The organism is Schinkia azotoformans (genome assembly GCF_035811335.1).
In the GTDB taxonomy this organism is placed as follows: domain Bacteria; phylum Bacillota; class Bacilli; order Bacillales; family Bacillaceae_J; genus Schinkia; species Schinkia azotoformans.
In genome coordinates this window covers 145,720-165,100 of record NZ_JARSMD010000027.1, presented here as the reverse complement: position 1 = coordinate 165,100, position 19,381 = coordinate 145,720, and the positions used below count along the sequence as shown (strand labels likewise).

The 19,381-nt window shown below is 36.1% G+C and carries 22 protein-coding genes and 1 pseudogene; 8 read left to right on the top strand and 15 right to left on the bottom strand.

The window, feature by feature from the left end; translation table 11 throughout:
* Positions 1 to 92 precede the first annotated feature (92 nt).
* Both P9E47_RS17535 and P9E47_RS17530 read right to left on the bottom strand, forming a co-directional pair.
* A complete protein-coding gene (locus P9E47_RS17535; protein ID WP_326164158.1) occupies positions 93 to 617 on the bottom strand; it encodes an aspartate/glutamate racemase family protein in 525 nt (174 codons plus the stop codon).
* A 14-nt stretch (positions 618 to 631) separates the two neighbouring features.
* On the bottom strand, positions 632 to 1,441 hold the full coding sequence (locus tag P9E47_RS17530) for an AAA family ATPase (protein ID WP_003332720.1): 810 nt from the start codon (positions 1,439 to 1,441) through the stop codon (positions 632 to 634).
* Positions 1,442 to 1,682: 241 nt separating this feature from the next.
* Between P9E47_RS17530 and P9E47_RS17525 the strand changes: the two genes are divergently transcribed.
* From P9E47_RS17525 to P9E47_RS17515, 3 genes are all read left to right on the top strand, one after another.
* Positions 1,683 to 2,192 (top strand): RNA polymerase sigma factor, encoded by a 510-nt coding sequence (locus P9E47_RS17525; protein WP_039957650.1) that lies wholly within the window; start codon positions 1,683 to 1,685, stop codon positions 2,190 to 2,192.
* Entirely contained in the window at positions 2,185 to 3,117 is a 933-nt protein-coding gene (locus P9E47_RS17520) for a hypothetical protein (protein WP_003332722.1), read from the top strand. The genes P9E47_RS17525 and P9E47_RS17520 overlap by 8 nt, the downstream gene beginning before the upstream one ends.
* 1,557 nt (positions 3,118 to 4,674) lie before the next feature.
* Positions 4,675 to 5,133 carry a hypothetical protein gene (locus P9E47_RS17515; RefSeq protein ID WP_003332725.1) on the top strand — a complete coding sequence of 153 codons (459 nt, stop codon included), beginning with the start codon at positions 4,675 to 4,677 and terminating at the stop codon, positions 5,131 to 5,133.
* Positions 5,134 to 5,203: 70 nt separating this feature from the next.
* Here P9E47_RS17515 and P9E47_RS17510 read toward each other — a convergent pair whose 3' ends face one another.
* The 7 genes from P9E47_RS17510 to P9E47_RS17480 all read right to left on the bottom strand — a co-directional run bounded on the left by P9E47_RS17510 (position 5,204) and on the right by P9E47_RS17480 (position 11,962).
* Complete coding sequence (locus tag P9E47_RS17510) at positions 5,204 to 5,566, bottom strand: hypothetical protein (protein ID WP_326164156.1); 363 nt, start codon at positions 5,564 to 5,566, stop codon at positions 5,204 to 5,206.
* A 29-nt stretch (positions 5,567 to 5,595) separates the two neighbouring features.
* Positions 5,596 to 5,844, bottom strand: a complete 249-nt coding sequence (locus P9E47_RS17505) for a hypothetical protein (RefSeq protein ID WP_326164154.1) — start codon at positions 5,842 to 5,844, stop codon at positions 5,596 to 5,598.
* A gap of 204 nt (positions 5,845 to 6,048) precedes the next feature.
* Positions 6,049 to 6,417, bottom strand: coding sequence for a hypothetical protein (locus P9E47_RS17500; protein WP_326164153.1), 369 nt, complete (start codon positions 6,415 to 6,417; stop codon positions 6,049 to 6,051).
* A 775-nt stretch (positions 6,418 to 7,192) separates the two neighbouring features.
* Complete coding sequence (locus P9E47_RS17495) at positions 7,193 to 9,061, bottom strand: ABC transporter ATP-binding protein (RefSeq protein ID WP_326164151.1); 1,869 nt, start codon at positions 9,059 to 9,061, stop codon at positions 7,193 to 7,195.
* Position 9,062: 1 nt separating this feature from the next.
* A complete protein-coding gene (locus P9E47_RS17490; protein WP_326164150.1) occupies positions 9,063 to 10,811 on the bottom strand; it encodes an ABC transporter ATP-binding protein in 1,749 nt (582 codons plus the stop codon).
* A gap of 290 nt (positions 10,812 to 11,101) precedes the next feature.
* The gene (locus tag P9E47_RS17485) at positions 11,102 to 11,545 is read right to left on the bottom strand and encodes a hypothetical protein (protein ID WP_326164148.1); all 444 of its coding nucleotides are present in this window, start codon (positions 11,543 to 11,545) and stop codon (positions 11,102 to 11,104) included.
* A 69-nt stretch (positions 11,546 to 11,614) separates the two neighbouring features.
* On the bottom strand, positions 11,615 to 11,962 hold the full coding sequence (locus tag P9E47_RS17480) for an ASCH domain-containing protein (protein ID WP_003333436.1): 348 nt from the start codon (positions 11,960 to 11,962) through the stop codon (positions 11,615 to 11,617).
* A gap of 345 nt (positions 11,963 to 12,307) precedes the next feature.
* Here P9E47_RS17480 and P9E47_RS17475 point away from each other — a divergent pair, with 345 nt between their 5' ends.
* Entirely contained in the window at positions 12,308 to 12,685 is a 378-nt protein-coding gene (locus tag P9E47_RS17475; RefSeq protein ID WP_003333435.1) for a glycoside hydrolase family protein, read from the top strand.
* A gap of 151 nt (positions 12,686 to 12,836) precedes the next feature.
* Here P9E47_RS17475 and P9E47_RS17470 read toward each other — a convergent pair whose 3' ends face one another.
* The 6 genes and pseudogenes from P9E47_RS17470 to P9E47_RS17450 all read right to left on the bottom strand — a co-directional run bounded on the left by P9E47_RS17470 (position 12,837) and on the right by P9E47_RS17450 (position 15,906).
* Complete coding sequence (locus P9E47_RS17470; RefSeq protein WP_326164147.1) at positions 12,837 to 13,472, bottom strand: hypothetical protein; 636 nt, start codon at positions 13,470 to 13,472, stop codon at positions 12,837 to 12,839.
* Between the two features lie 298 nt (positions 13,473 to 13,770).
* Entirely contained in the window at positions 13,771 to 13,977 is a 207-nt protein-coding gene (locus tag P9E47_RS17465; RefSeq protein ID WP_003333431.1) for a hypothetical protein, read from the bottom strand.
* Between the two features lie 7 nt (positions 13,978 to 13,984).
* Complete coding sequence (locus P9E47_RS17460; protein WP_081585806.1) at positions 13,985 to 14,101, bottom strand: YvrJ family protein; 117 nt, start codon at positions 14,099 to 14,101, stop codon at positions 13,985 to 13,987.
* Positions 14,102 to 14,137: 36 nt separating this feature from the next.
* Positions 14,138 to 14,437: a sigma-70 family RNA polymerase sigma factor gene (locus P9E47_RS22990; RefSeq protein ID WP_407697193.1), complete on the bottom strand. Its 300-nt coding sequence runs from the start codon at positions 14,435 to 14,437 to the stop codon at positions 14,138 to 14,140.
* 409 nt (positions 14,438 to 14,846) lie between these two features.
* Positions 14,847 to 15,024 (bottom strand): annotated as a pseudogene (locus tag P9E47_RS17455) (transposase); the annotation flags it as partial.
* 435 nt (positions 15,025 to 15,459) lie between these two features.
* On the bottom strand, positions 15,460 to 15,906 hold the full coding sequence (locus P9E47_RS17450) for a hypothetical protein (protein WP_326164146.1): 447 nt from the start codon (positions 15,904 to 15,906) through the stop codon (positions 15,460 to 15,462).
* Positions 15,907 to 16,273: 367 nt separating this feature from the next.
* Between P9E47_RS17450 and P9E47_RS17445 the strand changes: the two genes are divergently transcribed.
* Genes P9E47_RS17445 through P9E47_RS17430 form a run of 4 tightly spaced genes read left to right on the top strand, consistent with a single transcriptional unit; the run spans position 16,274 to position 19,259 of the window.
* Complete coding sequence (locus P9E47_RS17445; protein ID WP_326164145.1) at positions 16,274 to 16,798, top strand: hypothetical protein; 525 nt, start codon at positions 16,274 to 16,276, stop codon at positions 16,796 to 16,798.
* A 40-nt stretch (positions 16,799 to 16,838) separates the two neighbouring features.
* A complete protein-coding gene (locus tag P9E47_RS17440; RefSeq protein WP_326164144.1) occupies positions 16,839 to 17,273 on the top strand; it encodes a tyrosine-type recombinase/integrase in 435 nt (144 codons plus the stop codon).
* Complete coding sequence (locus tag P9E47_RS17435) at positions 17,270 to 18,229, top strand: tyrosine-type recombinase/integrase (RefSeq protein ID WP_326164143.1); 960 nt, start codon at positions 17,270 to 17,272, stop codon at positions 18,227 to 18,229. Before P9E47_RS17440 ends, P9E47_RS17435 begins: the two co-directional genes overlap by 4 nt.
* Positions 18,219 to 19,259, top strand: a complete 1,041-nt coding sequence (locus P9E47_RS17430) for a tyrosine-type recombinase/integrase (RefSeq protein WP_326164141.1) — start codon at positions 18,219 to 18,221, stop codon at positions 19,257 to 19,259. Before P9E47_RS17435 ends, P9E47_RS17430 begins: the two co-directional genes overlap by 11 nt.
* The last annotated feature ends 122 nt before the right edge of the window (positions 19,260 to 19,381 follow it).

Here is a 19,381-nt window from a genome sequence, read left to right as displayed (position 1 = left end):
CAAGCTAAATATGTCGGACAATTGACGTGTCATAAGACACGCCTTGTCCGAAGCCGATTCATCTCATGAAGTCACAAGTGTTCTCAGCTATTTCATAAAGGAACTTCTGAATCCTCTTGTTTGACTAACAATCCAATTTCCGTACATCCTAATATTATTCCTTCAGCACCATTTGGTACTAAAACCTTTATGCCCTTTGACTCTATTCGCGATTTGTAAAAGTCTTGCTCCATTGTGTATTTAGTGCCTAAAAGTCCTACTATATTAAGATTTGATTTTTTTATTTGCTTTGCGGTCGTATCAGCAATATGTAAAATTGGAATTCTTATTTTTTCTTCAACAAAATCTATTACTCTATGCATTGTATTTGTACAAATAATAATAAAATCCGCCCCACCTTTTTCTAAAGAGTGAGCAACATCACCTAATAGTTTTCCTGCCTTTTCCCACTCACCACCTGCCTGAAACCGCTCAATCTCTTCAAAATCAACGCTATATAAAAGGCATTTTGCAGAATGTAAACCACCTAATCTGTTTTTTATCTCTTCATTAATAATTCGATAATATTCAACCGACGATTCCCAACTCATTCCACCAATTAGCCCTATAGTTTTCATAAAAATTCCTCCGATTATTCAAATTCATTCCTACGCTCTTTGAAAAAGTTGTAGAAGAATCTTACATTTTCAAGTTCTGTCCATCTATAGGTTCTTAGAAGGGGCGCGTCAAGATTATAAATCTTTGCATCTAGTGTTCCTAACATAAATGGCGAATGAGTCGCTATAATAAACTGACAGTTAAAAAACCTTGCCAGTTTGTTGATTTCTTCCGCCAACTGAACTTGGTTTGTAGGTGAAAGGGATGTTTCCGGTTCATCAAGCAGGTATAATCCATTTGGGACGAGATATTCATCAAATATCTGGATGGATGTCTCTCCGTTTGAATACTTCTCATTAGCAAACTTCATAGCTTCGATTTGTTTGTACATCTGTGAAGAGTGTTTCAACTTTTCTATCTGCTCCTTGGTATACCCCAATTTAGATTGTTGGTACAGATACCCTTCCTTTAAAACTTCCTCTTGCTGAATCTTCTTGATCTCATATAAGATATCTTCGCTTTTGATGTATAAACTATGATCTGGTATTTGGTCTGACTCGCCATCACTCTCATCTTCCTCTAAACTAAAGGAACAAGCTAATATGTAATCTAGCGGGTAGTTGTTTTCTCGAATATTTGTAAATTCCTCAGCCCCCGTAATATTCAACTTCTTTGCAATTAAGTTAAGCAGCGTTGACTTCCCAGAACCGTTGTTACCATACAAAACCGTGATGTTAGTAAAAACAAATACTTCTCCAGCTATACTTTTGAATACATTGTATGGATATGCATTTGGATTTTTGACTGTATGTGGGGAAAGCTTGAAGCTTTTTAAATATATCATTTGGTACAACCTTCCTTTGGTAAAAATGAGTGGTTATGATCAATACTACCATTATTTTACCATATTTAAAGAATTAAAAAGTGAGGGTTCATTTTATATTGTTCAGCATAGTGTAAACACGGGGTTTCCAGTTTGCGTTTTCCTTGGAAAATTTTATTCACAACATTGTTTATCTAAAACTGAAATTTTAGCGAAAAACTTTCGTCTTATTAACAGATATATAAATCAGGAGGAAAGGACTTTGGCAGATAACAAAATAATAGCCGAATGGTTCCGTCAGTACAGCAACGATATACTAAATTTTCTTATATATTATACAGGAAGAATTGACGTGGAAGACATGGTTCAAGAGGTATTTATTAGGGCTTTAAGGCGAATTAACACGTTTCATGAATTATCGAATCCGAAGACTTGGCTCTTTAGTATCGCAAGAAATATCGCGATTGATGAAATGAGAAAACAAAAAAAGGAAAAAGATAAGCAACAACAGCTCTTACATTTTCAAGGTCAATCCTATAGCAATTCACCAGAAGACATCTATCGATTAAATGAAACCAATAAGGAAATCTATCAAACAATCCAAACGTTAAAGCAAAATTATCGTGACGTTCTAATTTTAAAGGGAATAAAAGAACTTAGTGTTAAGGAAACGGCGGAAATACTAGATTGGAGCGAAAATAAAGTTAAGGTCACATACAACCGTGCTTTAAAAGCTCTTGCGAAAAAGATTGGGGGATTAGTCGATGAATAATAAACTATCGGAAAGATTAAATTCCTTTCCCAAAGATTATCAGCTAAGTCAAGAAACACAATTAAAAATTGAATCCGTTTTACAAGAAGAAATAGAGAAAATGGAGAAACAAGCTAAATGGAAAGGTTTTAAAGGCTTTATAAAAAAACTAACAATTCCTGTTTCTGGAATAGCGGTTATTGCAATCATTTCTCTATTATTATTAACTTCAGAAAATTTTCAGTTATTCCAAACCGGAGTGAATGAGATTACAGGTAATTCTGGGACAGTAATAAATTCGGATAAGGATTATAAAAAAATGACTGAACTTACTACAATTTGGGCGTATGCACTTAAAACAAGAGATGGAAAACCACGCTATGCAATGATGTCTGAAAAAGCGAAAGAAAAGTTCAAACACGAACAAATTATTAGGGGTGGGGAAGACTGGAATTATAATATTGGTTATTCCAGTCCATGGGTTGTCGACTTTGAGATTGAAATTGACGGTATGACCGCAACGATAACTTACTTTACACAAACAAGCGAACCCGCCTATTACAGTACGGAGGAACAACTTACATTTGTTAAGGAAGATGGGAAGTTGTTAGTGGATAATTATCAATATATTTTTGAGGATAAATTGATTGAAAGCAATGGAATTAACAATAAGGATCAAAACAATGAAAAAGAGTACACGGAATTTCGGCAAGTGGCTTGGGAAAGTTTATCTAAAAATGAAAAGGACACTGTGATTGGTGATTGGCAAAAAGCACATGTCATTGAGGTAACTCCCGCTGATGTACCGCAACATATTAAACTAGAAAAAAATCAAAAGGTTGTAAAAGTTGTATTCACTACAGAACAAGATAGCCTATTGGGGCCAATTGGATTATATATTGATCGTTCAAGCAAAGAAATGATTGGTCCAGATATAAGGAAATAAGTATTAAGTTAACTGATACGTTTCTACCTCAGTAAATCAAGAGGACTTAGAGGTTGTACTTGGGATAGTTCTGAAAAAATATTATGGTGTAGAATGACCATAAATGGATACAAAATACAGCAAAATCTAATTAAACAAACAGGGCATTAGGGCAGGAATTAAAATTAAGGAAGTTATTCTAATTATTAGTACAGTCCTCTTATTGGTTTACAGCGTATTTATTGCGTAAAGCATATCCAACGAAAAGTGCTCTATCGTAACAGGGGAGATACTCTTTTTTATTAACCGCGCCGCAGTTTAGTTTAATAAATATTGATACTTATGGTAAAATTTTAATTGATAGAAAAACTAAAGGAGGTGAAGATGAAGAAAATTACACCATTTTTTATTCTCCTATTATTATATTTAGTGATTATAACTGGATGTAAATCTAATAACAATTCTCGCCGAAGTCAAAGTGAATTTGAGTGGAATTCGATAAAATAGTCGGGGTATTCCTGAACGATTAGATCTTAGGGATTTAGCTCGAAAAAAAGAAAAAGATTTTTTAAGATATTTGAATGTTGGGAATAATAGAGTAAAGACGAAATATAGATCAAATGCATTCTTTAACCGGCGGAGGATGTTATGATTTTGAATATAAAAAAGGTGCTTAAATGGCGTAAAAAAGCGAAATCTTTAAGATTTCGCTTTTTCTATCATAGAGGTAATAAAACGAATTACCCACGATAGAAGTTGAGTTCCTATAATAGTTGTCATAATTCTTCTATGTTCGGATGAGTTTTTCCTAACAAAGTATAAAACGAAGGAAGCTGCAAAAGTACCTGAAATTAAATGCATTAGTACAATAAATTTCTTCATGAAATCACCGCCTTTTTTTGCAAGACTGCGAAGTCTTAATATTAGTATTAGTATTTGCCTATTCAGTTATGATATCCATAGAAAAAGCAAACATATTTCAATATTTGAGCAGAAGAAACAAGTAGTGAGTTAGCTATGAATGACGATGAAAGTTTGGATTTAAAATATTCTCCATCAATGAATTACTTTCCAAACTTGATGAAAGTGCAAAGATAATTATTGAAAAACATTTTATTTAGGATTTGATTTTCGGTTGCGATTCTTTGAACGAGGAATCGCCATTTTAGTTCCAATGTATGAAGCAGAATGTGAAAGAATGTACCAAACTAACGGGTACGAATAGTTGGGGTAATTTTCTTTGAAGAAAAATATAGATAGAATAAATACCTTTTTGGGAGGGGAATACAAAAGTGTTAAAAATTGCTTCGGATATAGATGTATTTGTATTTTCTCTCTTGTTTCTTTCCGTATTCTTATATTGGGTTAAAAGATTAGGAGGGATTTTTATTTAAACGATAATAAATAAAATAGCACTTGCGGTGTTTGTACTAGTTGTAGCTTTATTTGTGATGGATAATCCCCTTTTAGGAATTATCCCTATGACTAGTTTAGTGTTAGTAAGTAAGTACATTAGTAAATTAGAGAAAAAAGCTGCTGAAATTGATAAAAATGTAAAAATAATTGGGGGGAGTAGATTTGAAGGGTAACTTTTTAATAATGAGTTTATTGATGGTAAGCATTTTTCTTTTAAGTGCATGTAGTAATGTGAAAAAAGTTCAACATATTGAAGTATTTGTTACAGAAACATCAGAACAAAACGATGAAGGTTTTTTTGAAACAACGGGTTACAAAAAGGTAAATTCAATAACGAGTATTGAAGAAGGTAAAAATCATATAAAAACTGATATTAAAGCCATTGAGGACTTTTATGATACAGAAGGAAATTATCTAAGAACAGAAATAATACATTCAAGCTTTAATAAATCCAATGTTACTCAAGCAGAAGATGGTGAAAATCGTAAGGTGGAACTTCAGGAACCATCAACGGTCCTAATTCCCGATGAAAATATTGAACAGTTTAAATTAGATAATATTTCAGAGGAAGATAAAGAAAAAGTGAAAGAACATGTACTATCATTTATGGGTATGCTATAAACAGGATTTTCACTAAACGGAGGCAGGAATATCGAAGCGCTAGGCCAGGTACTCGTCGCTTATCTCCATTTCAATTGGCAACCCCTTTCCCAAGAACTGTTTGTCTATCCAAATCAATAAAAACTACAAGGTTTCCAGATGAATCCGTCTCAGTGTTATTAAATGTAACAGAATAAACTTCGTCCCTGCCAAAACCTTTATCGATCGATTTTTTTATATCATCATTAACATGTACTTTTTTTACAATTGAATCCTTAGGGCTTACTGGAATTAAAGTCCTTTCTTCATCTGTTAAACTATTGTAGGCAACCATCTCAATTGGCAATTGGCGATGGTTCAATGATGCAGAATAAAATGATACTATTCCTATAATCATGAAGATTAAAAGTATCCCCAAAGTACCCAAAATGAGCCATTTTATTGATTTCTTCACTAATGCCTCTCCTTTTTTAGTTTGCTCTGTTAATTTTTTTTACCCAATCTCCAACCCACAAATAACCCTATAAAAGCGCCGATTACGCTGTAACGAATTATAGAAACGAAGTAATCATAAACGGGTACATACTCCGTTGTATATCCACTGTCAAAATGAGTTATTACTTTGTTATCTACAAATAAGACTGATAATGCCAAGGATATTAAAAATCCATAGATAGACCATTTTTGTAATGATCCCGTTGTTTTAAGCAATCGTTCTTTAGCTGTATTCATGTTGAAATTCACCTCTTCCATGAATAATTTATTTTATCATACCATCTAAAATTTTATGAAACTATATAAACAGATTTATAATTACAATCACTAGAACGCACCCTTTTAGAACATTTCTTCACGAATTGACATCCTGTTGTACCGCATCGCTTCTATTACAAATCATAATGTCGAAGTGCCAGGCACTTGTCACTTATCAAAAATTTACCTCATCTTTAAAATTTTTATAGCCCTTTTAAAAATTAAAAATAGATAAATTACTAATGCATATATTGTTGTACCTACCATGTAAGAAGTTGCTTGTACAGTTGGATCAATTAGCGGCCTTACACCATGCGCGACATTATATAATTCAATTTGTAAATGGGACCACCAGATTACTATCAAAGATACCGTAAACAGTAACAAAGCAAAGATCGCCTTTCTATGTACCGTGGTGCTGATAAAACTAGCCTTTATGGCAACAGATAAGCCCATATTTGAATTTTGCTGAAAGTCTTTTTCCGCTTCCTTTGGTGAAGGGGTTAAAAAGAAAATCATTAATCCACCTAAAATTATGGCCATAACCCACATTTCTGAAAGCTCCGCCTTTCAATTATGCGAAATTCGCTCCAAACCCCAATGACGATAAGAGAATACTAAATTCCTGAAATTCATCACATAAAAATTGTGAAGGTTCCTTTTAAGATTATAGAACAATAGGAGGCTAATGTGCATTAGATTTCAATTGGAATGTTTATGATTGGGAAAATGGGAATCAAAGAGGGCGTATGATTCCCAGAATCTAAGGAAGATCGGGAAAACAGGAATCAAAGCGAGAGTATGATTCCTAGAGTCTTGGTAGAATAGAGAAAACGGGAATCACAGAACGCAAATGGGGAGCAATTATTCTACTCTCTTTAAAAAATGCGGTCATGTTAAGGGCGGTGCTCACCTATCCTGTCCGCAAAAATGAAAAATGCGGTCATGTCAAGGGCAGAACCCACCCTCCCTGTCCGCAAAAATGAAAAATGCGGCCATGTTAAGGGCAGAGCCCACATTCTTTGTCCGCAAAAACGAAAAATGCGGCCACGCCAAGGGCAGACCTCGCACTCCCTGTCCGCACCGCAATGTTGGAAAGCCAGTTTCGATCCTCCTGCTATGCCTACTGCACAATAGGGCTCTATTGCGAAGCATATAGGCATCTTTCTCATTCAACCAAAGGGTACCCGCTAGTTAAAGAACACTCCTTCGCAATCTTTTTTTATATTATCCAAAAGTTTCAATTTCCAACAAAATAGCATTCCAACTCTTAGTCTATTGGTATGCTAATATCATACTATTTACAGTACTTCTCTCCAAAATCGATTCACGAACCAACATCCTGCACCGCACCACTCTTATACAATTCATAGTAAGCCCCTTTTTTCGCAAGTAGCTCATCATGGCTGCCACTTTCGATAATTTCGCCCGCATCAATAACCATAATCGTATCAGCACTTTGAATCGTGTTCAGTCTATGAGCAATGATAAAGCTCGTGCGGCCTACCATGACATTGGCTAGTGCCGCCTGAATCTGATGTTCCGTGCGCGTATCAATGCTGCTTGTTGCCTCATCTAAAATTAGAAAGGTCGGTTTAGCTAGAATAACCCTTGCAATTGCAAGCAGTTGTTTTTGGCCCTGACTTAAGTTACCGCCATTTTCTGCTAAAACTGTGTCATACTTATTTGGAAGGCGGTTGATGAACACATCAGCATTGGCCATTTTGGCTGCATTCACAACTTCCTCATCACTTGCATCCGGTTTTCCATATTTAATATTTTCTTTAATCGTTCCGGAAAATAAATACGTATCCTGCAACACAATCCCGAAGCTGCTGCGTAAACTATCCCTTGTATATGTCCTAATATCTCTTCCATCAATTAAAATTCTGCCGCTTGTTACATCATAAAAACGAGTCAATAAGTTTACAATCGTTGTTTTTCCTGCCCCTGTTGGACCGATTAATGCTGTTCGGCTTCCGGCTGCAGCTTCAAAACTTATATTTTTAATAATCGATACATCCGACCGATAGCCAAAGCTGACATTTTCAAAGGTAACCTGTCCGTTTGGATTTTTCAAAGGGAACGCACTAGCTGAATCCTCTGGCTCATCATGTTCATCCAAGATTTCAAACACACGCTCTGCCCCGGCAACTCCAGATAATATAACATTATAAATATTAGCAAGTTCATTCAATGGTCTTACAAATTGGCGTGAATAAGTAATAAAGCTTGCGATCACTCCAACCGTAATCATGCTTTTTACAGCAAGGATACTGCCGACAATCGCAACAACGACAAATCCAATATTGCCGATGACATTCATAATTGGCATTAGGAAGCCGGACCAAATTTGCGCTTTAATGCCCATCTTTCTTAACTCAGCATTCACCTCATCAAATTGCTCAATTACCTTTTCCTCATGATTAAAAGCTTTAATGACATAAAGACCTGAAATCGTTTCTTCAATTTGTCCGTTCAGCATCCCCAACTGTTTTTGCTGATCCTTGAACAAAACTTTTGTCCTTTTCGTAATTGTCCGTGTCAGTAAAAAGATGAGTGGAATTGTGATTAAGCTTGCCAACGTTAGAATTGGGCTTAAATATAGCATCATAATAAAAGTCCCAATCAGAATAATAATCCCGCTCATCAGCTGTGTTATTGACTGGGAAATACTATTCGAGACATTATCAATATCATTGACTAATCGGCTCATTAATTCCCCGTGTGTATGACTATCAAAAAAGGCAACCGGTAGCTTTTGCAGCTTCGCAAACAATGCTTCTCTTAGGCTCCCGACGATTCGTTGGGAAACCCCAGCCATAACCCAGCCTTCTAGAAACGTTAGAGCCCCACTCACTATATAAGCTACGAGCAATACGACCACCATAATTTTTAAAAATCCAAAGTTAACGACACCGTTTTCCGTTGCCATTGCATCTATCGATTGGCCAATTAAATATGGTGAAACAAGTGAAAGAGCCGCATCTATTAAAATAAATAAAAACACGGTCGTCAGTAGCCTTTTTTCTTGCCTAACAAAGGACCAAAGTCGTTTCAATGTGGCACTTACGTTTTTTGGCTTTTCTATCGGTTTTTGATGATGCTTTCCAAAGCCCCCTCCACCTGGGCGTAGATTAGGACCTTGTGACTGGGTGCCTTCCTTTTGTGATTGATTTTTTGCCTCTGAAGACACGCTACAGCACCTCCTTGCCCATCTGAGAGTAATGAATTTCCTGATAAACTTGGCAGTCAGCCATTAATTGTTCATGGGTTCCAGAGCCAACCAGCTTTCCGTCATCTAAAACAAGAATCTTATCGGCATCCTTTATTGACGAAATTCGTTGGGTAATAATGATACATGTTAACTCCACCGCATACTCTTTTAGACTTTTCTTGATTTTGGCCTCTGTTGTTAAGTCCACAGCACTTGTGCTATCATCCAAAATAAGAACTTCCGGCTGTTTCACCAAAGCCCGAGCAATTGACAGCCTCTGCTTCTGGCCCCCGGATAAATTAATGCCACCTTGACCAAGCAATGTATCATAGCCTTCAGGCGCAGCTTTAATAAACGATTCTGCTTCGGCTATTGCGGCTGCTCGCTTTATTTCATCTTCAGTTGCATTCTCCTTACCCCATCGAATGTTTTCTGCGATGGTTCCCGTAAACAGCATCGTCTGCTGCGGCACAACAGCAATTTTTCCTCGTAATTCTTTTAGATTGTATTCACGAACATCCATACCATCAACTTCAACAGAGCCTTCACTTACATCGTAAAAACGGGGAATTAAATTAATTAAACTGCTTTTTCCGGATCCTGTGGAACCAATAACCCCAACAGTCTCACCTGGTAGGCATGTGAATGTGATATTTTTTAAAACAGGTTCTCCCGAAGCCCCTTCATAGGTAAAAGAAACATTGTGAAAGTCAATCTGCCCTTTTGTATTTGGAGACTGCTGGTTTTCTCCTTTTTTATCCAAAAAGTCCCCTGTGTCTACCATTCGATTTTCTTCTGAGAACACTTCACTAATACGACCTGCCGAAGCTTTGGCACGCACGAACATGATAAAAACCATTGAAATCATTCTGAGTGAAAAAAGAATTTGAATCATATAGTTAGTAAAAGCAATGATTTCCCCAACTTGAATGTTGCCGTTTTGAACACCATAGCCACCAAACCAAAGTACAGCTACGATCCCAATATTCATAACAGTCAACATCATCGGGCCAAAAATAGACATCAATCTTGAAACCGATGTCGCGGCCGACTGCAACTCTGAATTTGCCCGCCAGAATTTATTAATCTCAAAATCAAATTGATTAAACGCTTTAACAACCCTGACCCCTGACAAATATTCGCGCATGACACGGTTGACCCAATCCATCGCTTGTTGAACCTTAATAAACCGCGGAAAGCCAAGACGCATATTTAATATAATTAAAATCGCAATGATCGGTACGACTATCGCGAGCACGATTGATAAATCCAGATTCAAGCGCACGGCCATAATGAGCGAACCGATACAAAGCAACGGGGCTCTTACGAAAATCCGCATAAGTCCATTCGTAAAATTCTGAATTTGTGTAACATCATTCGTTAACCTGGTGATCAAGGAAGCCCGGTCAAATTTGTCAATATTTTGGAAGGAAAGCGACTGGATCTTACGAAAAAGATCAGCCCTTAAATCCGCCCCAAAGTTTTGTGATACATAGCTAGAGATAAAATTTCTACTGGTCGCCATTATAGCTCCAAAACCAGTAATCAACAGCATGATTCCGCCCATTTTAAGTACATAATCCATATCCCTGTTAGCAACGCCAACATCGATAATCTGTGCCATAATCGTTGGCAAAAGCAAATCTGCTGTCGCCTCTATTGTTAAAAAAATAACAGCAACCGAAAACGGTAACCAATATTTTTTTGCATATTTTTTCAAAAAACTCATAAAAGGAGACCCACCTTAAATAATTGGATGATTTTCAACATTCTCAACTAAAATATACTCCAATTTAGTGAGAATTCCACTTATTAAGTTTCGGGTTTTATAATATATTGGGATTGTGATTTTGGGGATGGTGCCGGAGACGGGAGATGAATAGAACTGTATTTGAGTTTTGCCTAAGGCCTAGGTTCGGACTCTTGTACGCTGAACTTTCGAAATACTGTCCGATCCGTCGTACGCCCAGACTCAATAAGAAAAAGGGGCTGTTGTGATGTTGAACAGCCCCTTTTTATCTACCACAAAACCGGCTTGGCCACCATAAAATACAGCATGATCATTAGCAGGATCACGTAGCCCCAGGTTGAGCGGTACAGTGTTTGAATTGATTTTTCTTTATCCTTTGTTGGGTCATTAAACTTGCGGACAGTTGGCGAAAAGGCGCGTGCCAAGAAAAACCCAGAGCTAAGCATGACCAAAACCGTCATGACAATCCATGACGTTTTCCATGTCCATGAGGTGAGCCACACGAGCAATATACCTGTAACAACGAGCACATGCCCGGCATGTTTTGATAATTGAACCGTAAACCTAAATAAACTTAAATATGATTGTTCAACATCTTCGTTTGCACCACGAAGCTTTTTAATGAACGGAAGCAATATAAAAAAGGGACCGATGGAAAGGATTACACTAAAAACATGAATATAAAGAATCGTCGTATATATGTGATAGTTCATTTTATATTCGGTCCTAATCTAGTTTACCGATTGGTTAACCAGAATGGGGTTCCTAAGCCCGGCAAGGCTTTATGCTCGCCGGAACTCGTGAACCCATACACGCATTTGCGGTAGCCAAGGCATCCCAGGATGCATTGATAAAATTGATTGTTTGTATTCCTCTAAATTAGCGTATCCTTCTTGGCGGGCATGCTCATCAGCCAGTTCCCCAAGTGACTGTGAATAAACTTTTTCAACAACGAAATCTTGCCCTTCTAGAGTCATCACTTCGCCAATATCAGCATATCTGCCATTTCGACGTGTAGCTGTTTTTTGTCCGTTTAATACTTTTTCAACATCCTCTGGGACTGTTACCAGTCTTTCGATTGTACATGTTTTTGGTGGTAAAGCATTTGTATCATTTTGTTGATGATTCATATTAATGAAAAGCCACCTTCCTATGTAATTTATTGGCAACGTTTTCTATTGGAAACATTGCTTATGTAAGTCCACTTTAACATATATTATTCCCAGATTGCACCTTTAACAACACGTTTTTAGTATTAACTTTTTTAAGCCAAAGGGTCTGGCACTGTGTCCCGCATCGTCAAAAAGAGCCAGAGGACCCGACCCTGTGACCCACACACCAAAATGAACCAGAGAACCCTACACTGCGTCCCAATACATGTTTTTTCCGAAAATCAAAAAGAAAAGCGTTGCAACTTACATAAGTGCCGGCTTGCTAAAACACTGAACCATAATATTGACAAAGGTGGAGACGAAATGGAGAGCACTAGTGAATTTGTAGCGAGAATCCATGATAAACTTTTAGATGATCTTGCTATTAATTCCGAAAATCCAATTAATGCATTGTCATGTGCATCGAAATTATCTCAAAATCAATTCGATGCTCTTGCTTCTATTACATTTAACGGAGGACCTCGCGTTTTAAAAACAAATGATATGGTGACTATGTTAAATGATCCTAAAGTTTTTCCCGATTTTATTGGACCACTTTCCCGTTCAGATCTCAATACTCTGGCCGAAGAAGTAAAAAAGGCATTTACCTATGGATTAGCGCAAGGTTTAGCACCCAGAAGAAACAGGGAAGCTGATCTGTTTTGTAAAGGTCAAAAGTATACACACAATACAATAGAATAGGAGATCTATGAAAGTTTATCAAAAATAACTTTCTATCAGACACGTAGCTTCGCCTTTAATTATTTAAAACCACAATATATTTATACATATATATTGTGGCTTTCTTGAGTCATAATGCACATCACATACTTAAAGAAAGAATAATTCCTTTTTATTTATCATTAATCTTTTTCAACTCAAAATATGTTGCCTCAAGCTGCAAAATAAGTCTTTCATTGTTCACGATAAAAAGACTAAAAGGATATAAATCATTTTTGTCATTTGTAATTGTTATAGATCTTATTATATCGCTGGGATTAAGCCCTAGGTTACCTTCTGCTCGATTGACCTTACTATAAACCAGAAATGATTCAGCATTGGAGTAGACCGTATCAATGTAAATTTTCGGGTTTTTTATGGTATACTGATACCACTTATAGTTAACAATACCTTCCGATGAGAACAAGTCTTTAGTTATAATAATGTTGTCACCAATTACTTTCTGACCTTTTGGGTATTCCGACGCATCATTATATATATAATTAAATCCAAGTAATTTATCAATTTTCCATGTACCAAAGAGAAATTGTTCTGAAATTTTATCTAATTGACTTTCTGGAAAACTAATCGGCGAATCATCATTTGAATTGGATTTTAAACTTTTATTGCTATTTGAACTATTTCCAACATTAGTTTCTGCTGCTTCGGTTACAATTGATCGAGGAGTAGAAGCCTTAAATTCCTCATTAGGCTGGCAACCAGTAGGTAGAAACCCCAATAGAATTGTTACTAGTATTATATTTTTCATCATACCCAACCTTTCTATGTATTACTACTATAATATTCCTAAATTTGGAAAAAAGTAAATTACTTCAAAACTTTGTCGGCAAATATCCTGCAAATGATGTCTAAACCGTTTAATACCTGGCTCAATATACTTCGGGTTGTCATAGAGTACCCAGATAAACTTCAAAATAAATAAAAAGATTGGTTATTGGATTATCAAAAATAATTGTTTATAACAACATGAAGGCCGCTGTGAGGAAACAGCTTGCAGGCACTGAAAAGCAGCCAATCTCATATTGGAAATTGGCTTGCTAATTGTTCTATTTGTTACTGGTAGATTTTATTTGTTCTATAGTCTCAAAAAAACCAGGAACATTTAAATCTACTTTATTTAATCTAGTAATAATACTTAAAATAATCTCTTGCTTAAGATCTTCTCTATTTTTTGGGTGAGTTTGAAGTAATCGCTTATTTATAATGGGTTCTAATAATTTAATAATCTTTTCGACATTCTGTGATTCGTGCAATACCTTCTCACTCCTTCTTTTGTTTAACAACTTCTGCAAGTTGTACAATAGCGTTTTCTAATGACTCTATCTTGTTTTCAAACCTATGAAGTAAATAAATACTAATAGCGATTGGGAAACCCATATTACCTATTAATGTAATGATGTCATAATCCAATACCTAACAACTCCTTCTTAGTTTTTTTAGGGCTTTATTACGGGTTTTAGAAACAGCCTGTTGGGAAATACAAAGTATTTTAGCAATCTCTTTATCTTTTAAATCATCAATATAGGACATTGACAGTATATTTTTTTGATGTTGGGATAAGCTGCGTAATTTCTTTATTAGCTCAACATTTTCAATATAATCCTCAATGTGTTTAGAATTTATCAGATAATCATAGGCCTCTAATACCGCAATGTTGTCTATTAAAGTTATATTTTCCTCATTATCAATTGAGTTAGCATAAAATAAAATCACTCCATAAGAATATATGTTCTTTTTTGTTCAAAAAAATATTTTGCTTTTTTATAACCAAAATGTAAAACAATTAATTACTATATAAAGTAAAATTCCTTTTTTAAAATACAACCTTCCGATTAAATTTTACAGTATTATCCTTTAATCAGCAATAAAAATGCGAAAATACGTTCGTTATCAGTGTTTTCGTATTTAGCTATTTGCAAATGCCGTTTTTGTACTTATCTCGGACTTACCACTGAATTTAGAGTAAGTAAGGAACAAGAGCGCAATAGTTTGAATAAGACAAATAAAAAAGTCGTTTACTTCTATATTTAGAGCCAAAAAAGTAACTACCCAATCAAAGGTGGCTCCATCCATTTGGAAAATTATTTATAATTAGACCTGTGTGACGACGACGAATTTCTTATCAAGGAATAGCTTTTTCTTCAATTTTTCGAAGCCAAATTTGAATTGCCCATTCGCTTTGTCCGTAGAACTTTTTGATGCTGTTTGATCCATTTAAAAAACAACTCAATTGCCCACCTTGATTTATACATCCCTGAAATTTCTTCAGCACTCAAATCAAAACGATTGGTGATTAAGATAAATTGTCAATGCTACAATTTGTAAGTTTGGATTAAAACGATGAACAAATTACGAGTTGTATTTATGGAAGGTTATGTTAAAATGTACCAAGGAAATTACTGTAGAAGGGGATGAAAAATATTTTTATAACTTCCAATTTAACAATTTTGTACTTAAATTTAGCACTTTTTGTTTTGTTCACAATTAATTCGTTATTTAATTTACTTACTAATAATAAAATGACTAAAAAATTACTAATTGTATATAGTGTTATACAAATATTGGTCATCATTCTTTTTATAATTAACTTTAGCGCTATCTTTACTGTATTGGATATTAAATCGTATGTATTTTGGTTATTCGTCTTTGCTGTTGTGCTATTTCTTCTAATAAACCTCATACGAACAATAAAAAAGAATAAAGCATGAACCCGTTTAGGGGTTCATGCTTATTTTTTATCCGAATCTCCATGCAATGTATGCACCAGTATCTGTTCGGACTTCTTCTACACCGTTTGTGCTATTGTAATGTGTAGTAATCTGTTGGAAATACATACCTTTATCAACCAACTTTACCTCTACAGCCCAACCCACTCTTGGTGCTATAGATTCTTTTTTGGTTTCATAATAAATGATGTTTTGAAATGATAATACAGAATCAGTAATGCTTAACATCGAATTAGCAAGTTTTGTAGCGATTGATAAGTATTTAAGGCCTGAAAGAGTTCCTGCGGTAGTAAAAGTGATAAATTTAATTAATTCGCCTCTCTTCCAATTTTCTACGTCTTGAGCAGTGAATACTGTTCGAACAGGATTAGAATTCTTTACTTTAACCCAAGGGTAAGCAACTTGCCAACTGTAACCTGTATTAGTGGATAATTTAACTTTGTATTCTCCTAACAAGGGTACATCTACTAGTGCGGTAGTATAATTTGAACTACTTGTAGAACATCTAATCCAGTAAATAAGTTTAGATGTATGTGTGAAATTTTTTCATATGTTAAAATATGTTAAAATATGTTAAAATTAAAACCAGCAGCTCCTGTTTTTTTATGAAAAAATATTAAAAGGTATTTTTTCTTGTAGCTTAATTGAATTAGGCATGGGTAAGCGATTATTCCGATTAAAAAATTATTCCGATATTTTTACTCAATCTTGGCTTTTTGCTATTCCGCTAGCAGAAAAATCGGAATAACTTATAGCTAAGGTCTGGTTGATATCCTATTCTGAATTTGTAGTTAATCTTCAAAATCAGAGAGGAGAATTCAAAATGCAATCAAAACCTATAGTAGAGGGAATCGAAGCTGTCATGAAATTTTGCAACGATTTCCGTAGTTCAGAAACTATCAAAGAGTACTCCAAGGCATGCGAAGCAATCCTAACTTTCTACAAGGAGCATCAACAAGCTTCTTGCGAAGCTGATATCAACAACCAAATTAGATATGAACTCCAACTACCTTCTAAGGAGAAGCAGTCTCTGAAATACTCAGGAGACAGATACACATTCCGTATACTTGGTATGTTGGATGATTATTATGCTAACCAACCTTTCAAGGCAACATATCCTGCCGTAAGCCGATACAAGCATCGGCTTGAACCTTTTTATCAAAATCTTGCGGAAGAGTTTCGGTCCAGTTTAGCGGTAAAGAAAAATACTGTAGCTATGCTTTACTCCATTGCAAGAGATTTTTTCTATCACCTACAGCAACTGTCAGTTACTGACCTTGCAACTATAAATCAGGAAATTCTTTATGATTTTCTTATGATGGAATATAAAGATCATCAGGGCTGTTGATATAGCAAACATAAAACTAGCAGATATCAACTGGAGGGAAATGACTATCCACTTTGTCCAGCACAAGACAGGGTTTGGTTTATCTCTTCCTTTGGTTGCTGATGCTGCTGTAGCCGTTGCCGACTATATATTAAATGCCCGCCCTAAAGCAGACAGCCCATATATCTTTCTCACTGAAATAGCCCCTTACAGAAGGCTCAGTGACAAATCCAGTGTTGCGAATGTTCTTAATAAGTATATTAAAATCTCTGGTATTGAAAAGAAAAGGCATGACGGAAAATCCTTTCATGCTTTCAGGCGGAGCATGGGCATCTGGTTGCTTGACACAGCATCTTCACCAGAAATGATTTCGCAGATTTTGGGCCATCAAAGTAAGGATGTCCTCAAAAGATATCTGCCGCTATCTCCTTCCAAACTCAGCATCTGTGCCCTTGGATTTGATGGGATACAGGTAGAGTCGGAGGTGTACAGATGAGATACCAGTTCAACAGCCTGTTCGCTGATGACATTCTTGCATATATAAAGTTGCGCTGCTCTCTGGGAAACAAAGAAGATACCTTTGCTCGCAGTCTCCATTCCTTTGACGTTTTCTGCACGGAAAAGTATCCTGACAGAGCTGAACTTTCACAGGAAATGGCTGAGAGCTGGTGTTCCTTAAGACAAAATGAGAAAGAGAATACCTTGCGGTTCCGTACAAATATACTCCGAAGTTTTTCAAAATACCTTATCAGCATTGGTAAAAACGCCTATGTCCTTCCAGATGGTTTCGCTGGAAAAGGGGTAGCTTTTATGCCATATCTATATAATGATATGGAACTGAGTAGTTTTTTTAACGGGGCGGATCACCTGTCGCCCCATCCTTTATCGCCATACAGAGAATACGTTATACCCGTTATGTTCCGGGTGCTCTATTGCTGCGGTCTGCGTCCTCAGGAAGTAAGACATCTAAAGCTTAGCGATGTCAACCTTGAGGATGGTTATTTTTACATCGAAGACTCCAAAAGAAAAAAGGATCGCATTGTGACAATGTCGCCGGAATTGCTTGAATTATGCCGCAAATATAATTGCCTTATCCAGACGGTTCTCCCAGGAAGGGAGTATTTCTTTCAGAATCCTAATGGCGGGCCTTACCGGTCAGCCTGTATTCAGAAGTATTTCTATAAATGCTGGAAATCCGCAAGGGTTTCATTCTCGCAGGATCACAAACCGAGGGTATACGACTTTCGGCATAATTTTGCCACCCGGATAATCATTAATTGGATGAATGAAGATAAGGATGTTATGAACCTTCTTCCTTATCTAAGCACATATATGGGGCACTCATCTTTAGAGTATACGGCTTATTATATTCATCTTGTCCCAGAACATCTTAAATCTTCGATTTCGACCGACTGGACTTGTAATCGGGAGGTTCCCAATTATGAAGATTAAGGACAAGCGATTATTCGAACTGTTAAAGGAATATCTTACAGTCTATCTACCATCACAAAAGACTGTGAGCCCTAACACAGTAAAATCCTACAGGGAGACCCTAAACCTTTATATAGAATTTCTTTGCAGTAGTAATAATCTGCAGCTAAAGGACATCTCCTTTAAAAACATTTCAGTTGGCAGTATCAATGCCTTTTTAAAATGGCTTGAGGATGAACGTCATTGCGGATTAACAACACTAAACCATCGTTTGTCAGTGATACGAGCATTTTTGAAATATGTTGGAATGAAAGTGCCAACATACAATGATTATTACTTATCAGCAAGTCAGGTTGCCAAACGTAAACCTGAAAGAAAACTGACGGTAGACCATTTTAGTGAGGAGGCATTGAATGTAATACTCAGCCAGCCTGATCCCCAGACTAGGAAGGGACACCGCGATTTGTTTTATATGATCCTTTTGTATGATACCGGAGCACGGGACTGTGAAATCCTAAATCTAATGCCAAAAGATGTTGTTACAGAAACAGGATCTCCTTATATCATTGTTCATGGAAAGGGAAAGCAAATACGAATGATACCCATCATGAAGGAAACTGTCCAGCATTATAAAAGTTACATGAAACGGTTTCACCAAGATAAAGAAAATAATGTTCCCGTATTTTATACAGAAATCCACGGGGCAAAGCACACTATGTCCGACGATAACGTTGCCCGTTTCATTAAAAAGTATGCGTCTTTAGCTAGATCAACGTGTGCAGATGTTCCAGAAAGAGTGACACCGCACATGTACCGTCATAGCAGAGCATTGAACCTTTATCGTAAAGGCGTACCTTTGCCGCTCATTTCCGAGTGGCTAGGGCATTCAAATCTTGAGACAACATTGATTTATGCCTATGCAGATACCGAAATGAAAAGGGCTGCAATTGAAGAGGTAACTAACACCAATCATCCTATTAGAAAAACTAAAGGATTTGAAAGTGTCGCCTTGGACAATGATACTCTCAAAAGACTCTACGGATTAAGGTAAACGGCAAAAAGTTATTCCGATAGTTTTGTTTGAATTGATTAGGCTTTCAAGCATACCAATTTCAAAAGTCGGAATAACTTTTTAATCGGAATAATCCGTTTTATCCCGATGTCGTAATAAAA

Excerpts from the sequence above, each read along its gene's own strand:
- P9E47_RS17490 (WP_326164150.1), bottom strand. The coding sequence starts at position 10,811 with ATGAGTTTTTTGAAAAAATATGCAAAAAAATATTGGTTACCGTTTTCG.
- P9E47_RS17430 (WP_326164141.1), top strand. The coding sequence starts at position 18,219 with ATGAAGATTAAGGACAAGCGATTATTCGAACTGTTAAAGGAATATCTT.
- P9E47_RS17445 (WP_326164145.1), top strand. The coding sequence starts at position 16,274 with ATGCAATCAAAACCTATAGTAGAGGGAATCGAAGCTGTCATGAAATTT.
- P9E47_RS17475 (WP_003333435.1), top strand. The coding sequence starts at position 12,308 with ATGGAGAGCACTAGTGAATTTGTAGCGAGAATCCATGATAAACTTTTA.
- P9E47_RS17535 (WP_326164158.1), bottom strand. The coding sequence starts at position 617 with ATGAAAACTATAGGGCTAATTGGTGGAATGAGTTGGGAATCGTCGGTT.
- P9E47_RS17440 (WP_326164144.1), top strand. The coding sequence starts at position 16,839 with ATGACTATCCACTTTGTCCAGCACAAGACAGGGTTTGGTTTATCTCTT.
- P9E47_RS17485 (WP_326164148.1), bottom strand. The coding sequence starts at position 11,545 with ATGAACTATCACATATATACGACGATTCTTTATATTCATGTTTTTAGT.
- P9E47_RS17505 (WP_326164154.1), bottom strand. The coding sequence starts at position 5,844 with ATGAATACAGCTAAAGAACGATTGCTTAAAACAACGGGATCATTACAA.
- P9E47_RS17520 (WP_003332722.1), top strand. The coding sequence starts at position 2,185 with ATGAATAATAAACTATCGGAAAGATTAAATTCCTTTCCCAAAGATTAT.
- P9E47_RS17500 (WP_326164153.1), bottom strand. The coding sequence starts at position 6,417 with ATGTGGGTTATGGCCATAATTTTAGGTGGATTAATGATTTTCTTTTTA.
- P9E47_RS17470 (WP_326164147.1), bottom strand. The coding sequence starts at position 13,472 with ATGAAAAATATAATACTAGTAACAATTCTATTGGGGTTTCTACCTACT.
- P9E47_RS17480 (WP_003333436.1), bottom strand. The coding sequence starts at position 11,962 with ATGAATCATCAACAAAATGATACAAATGCTTTACCACCAAAAACATGT.
- P9E47_RS17530 (WP_003332720.1), bottom strand. The coding sequence starts at position 1,441 with ATGATATATTTAAAAAGCTTCAAGCTTTCCCCACATACAGTCAAAAAT.
- P9E47_RS17435 (WP_326164143.1), top strand. The coding sequence starts at position 17,270 with ATGAGATACCAGTTCAACAGCCTGTTCGCTGATGACATTCTTGCATAT.
- P9E47_RS17460 (WP_081585806.1), bottom strand. The coding sequence starts at position 14,101 with ATGGGTTTCCCAATCGCTATTAGTATTTATTTACTTCATAGGTTTGAA.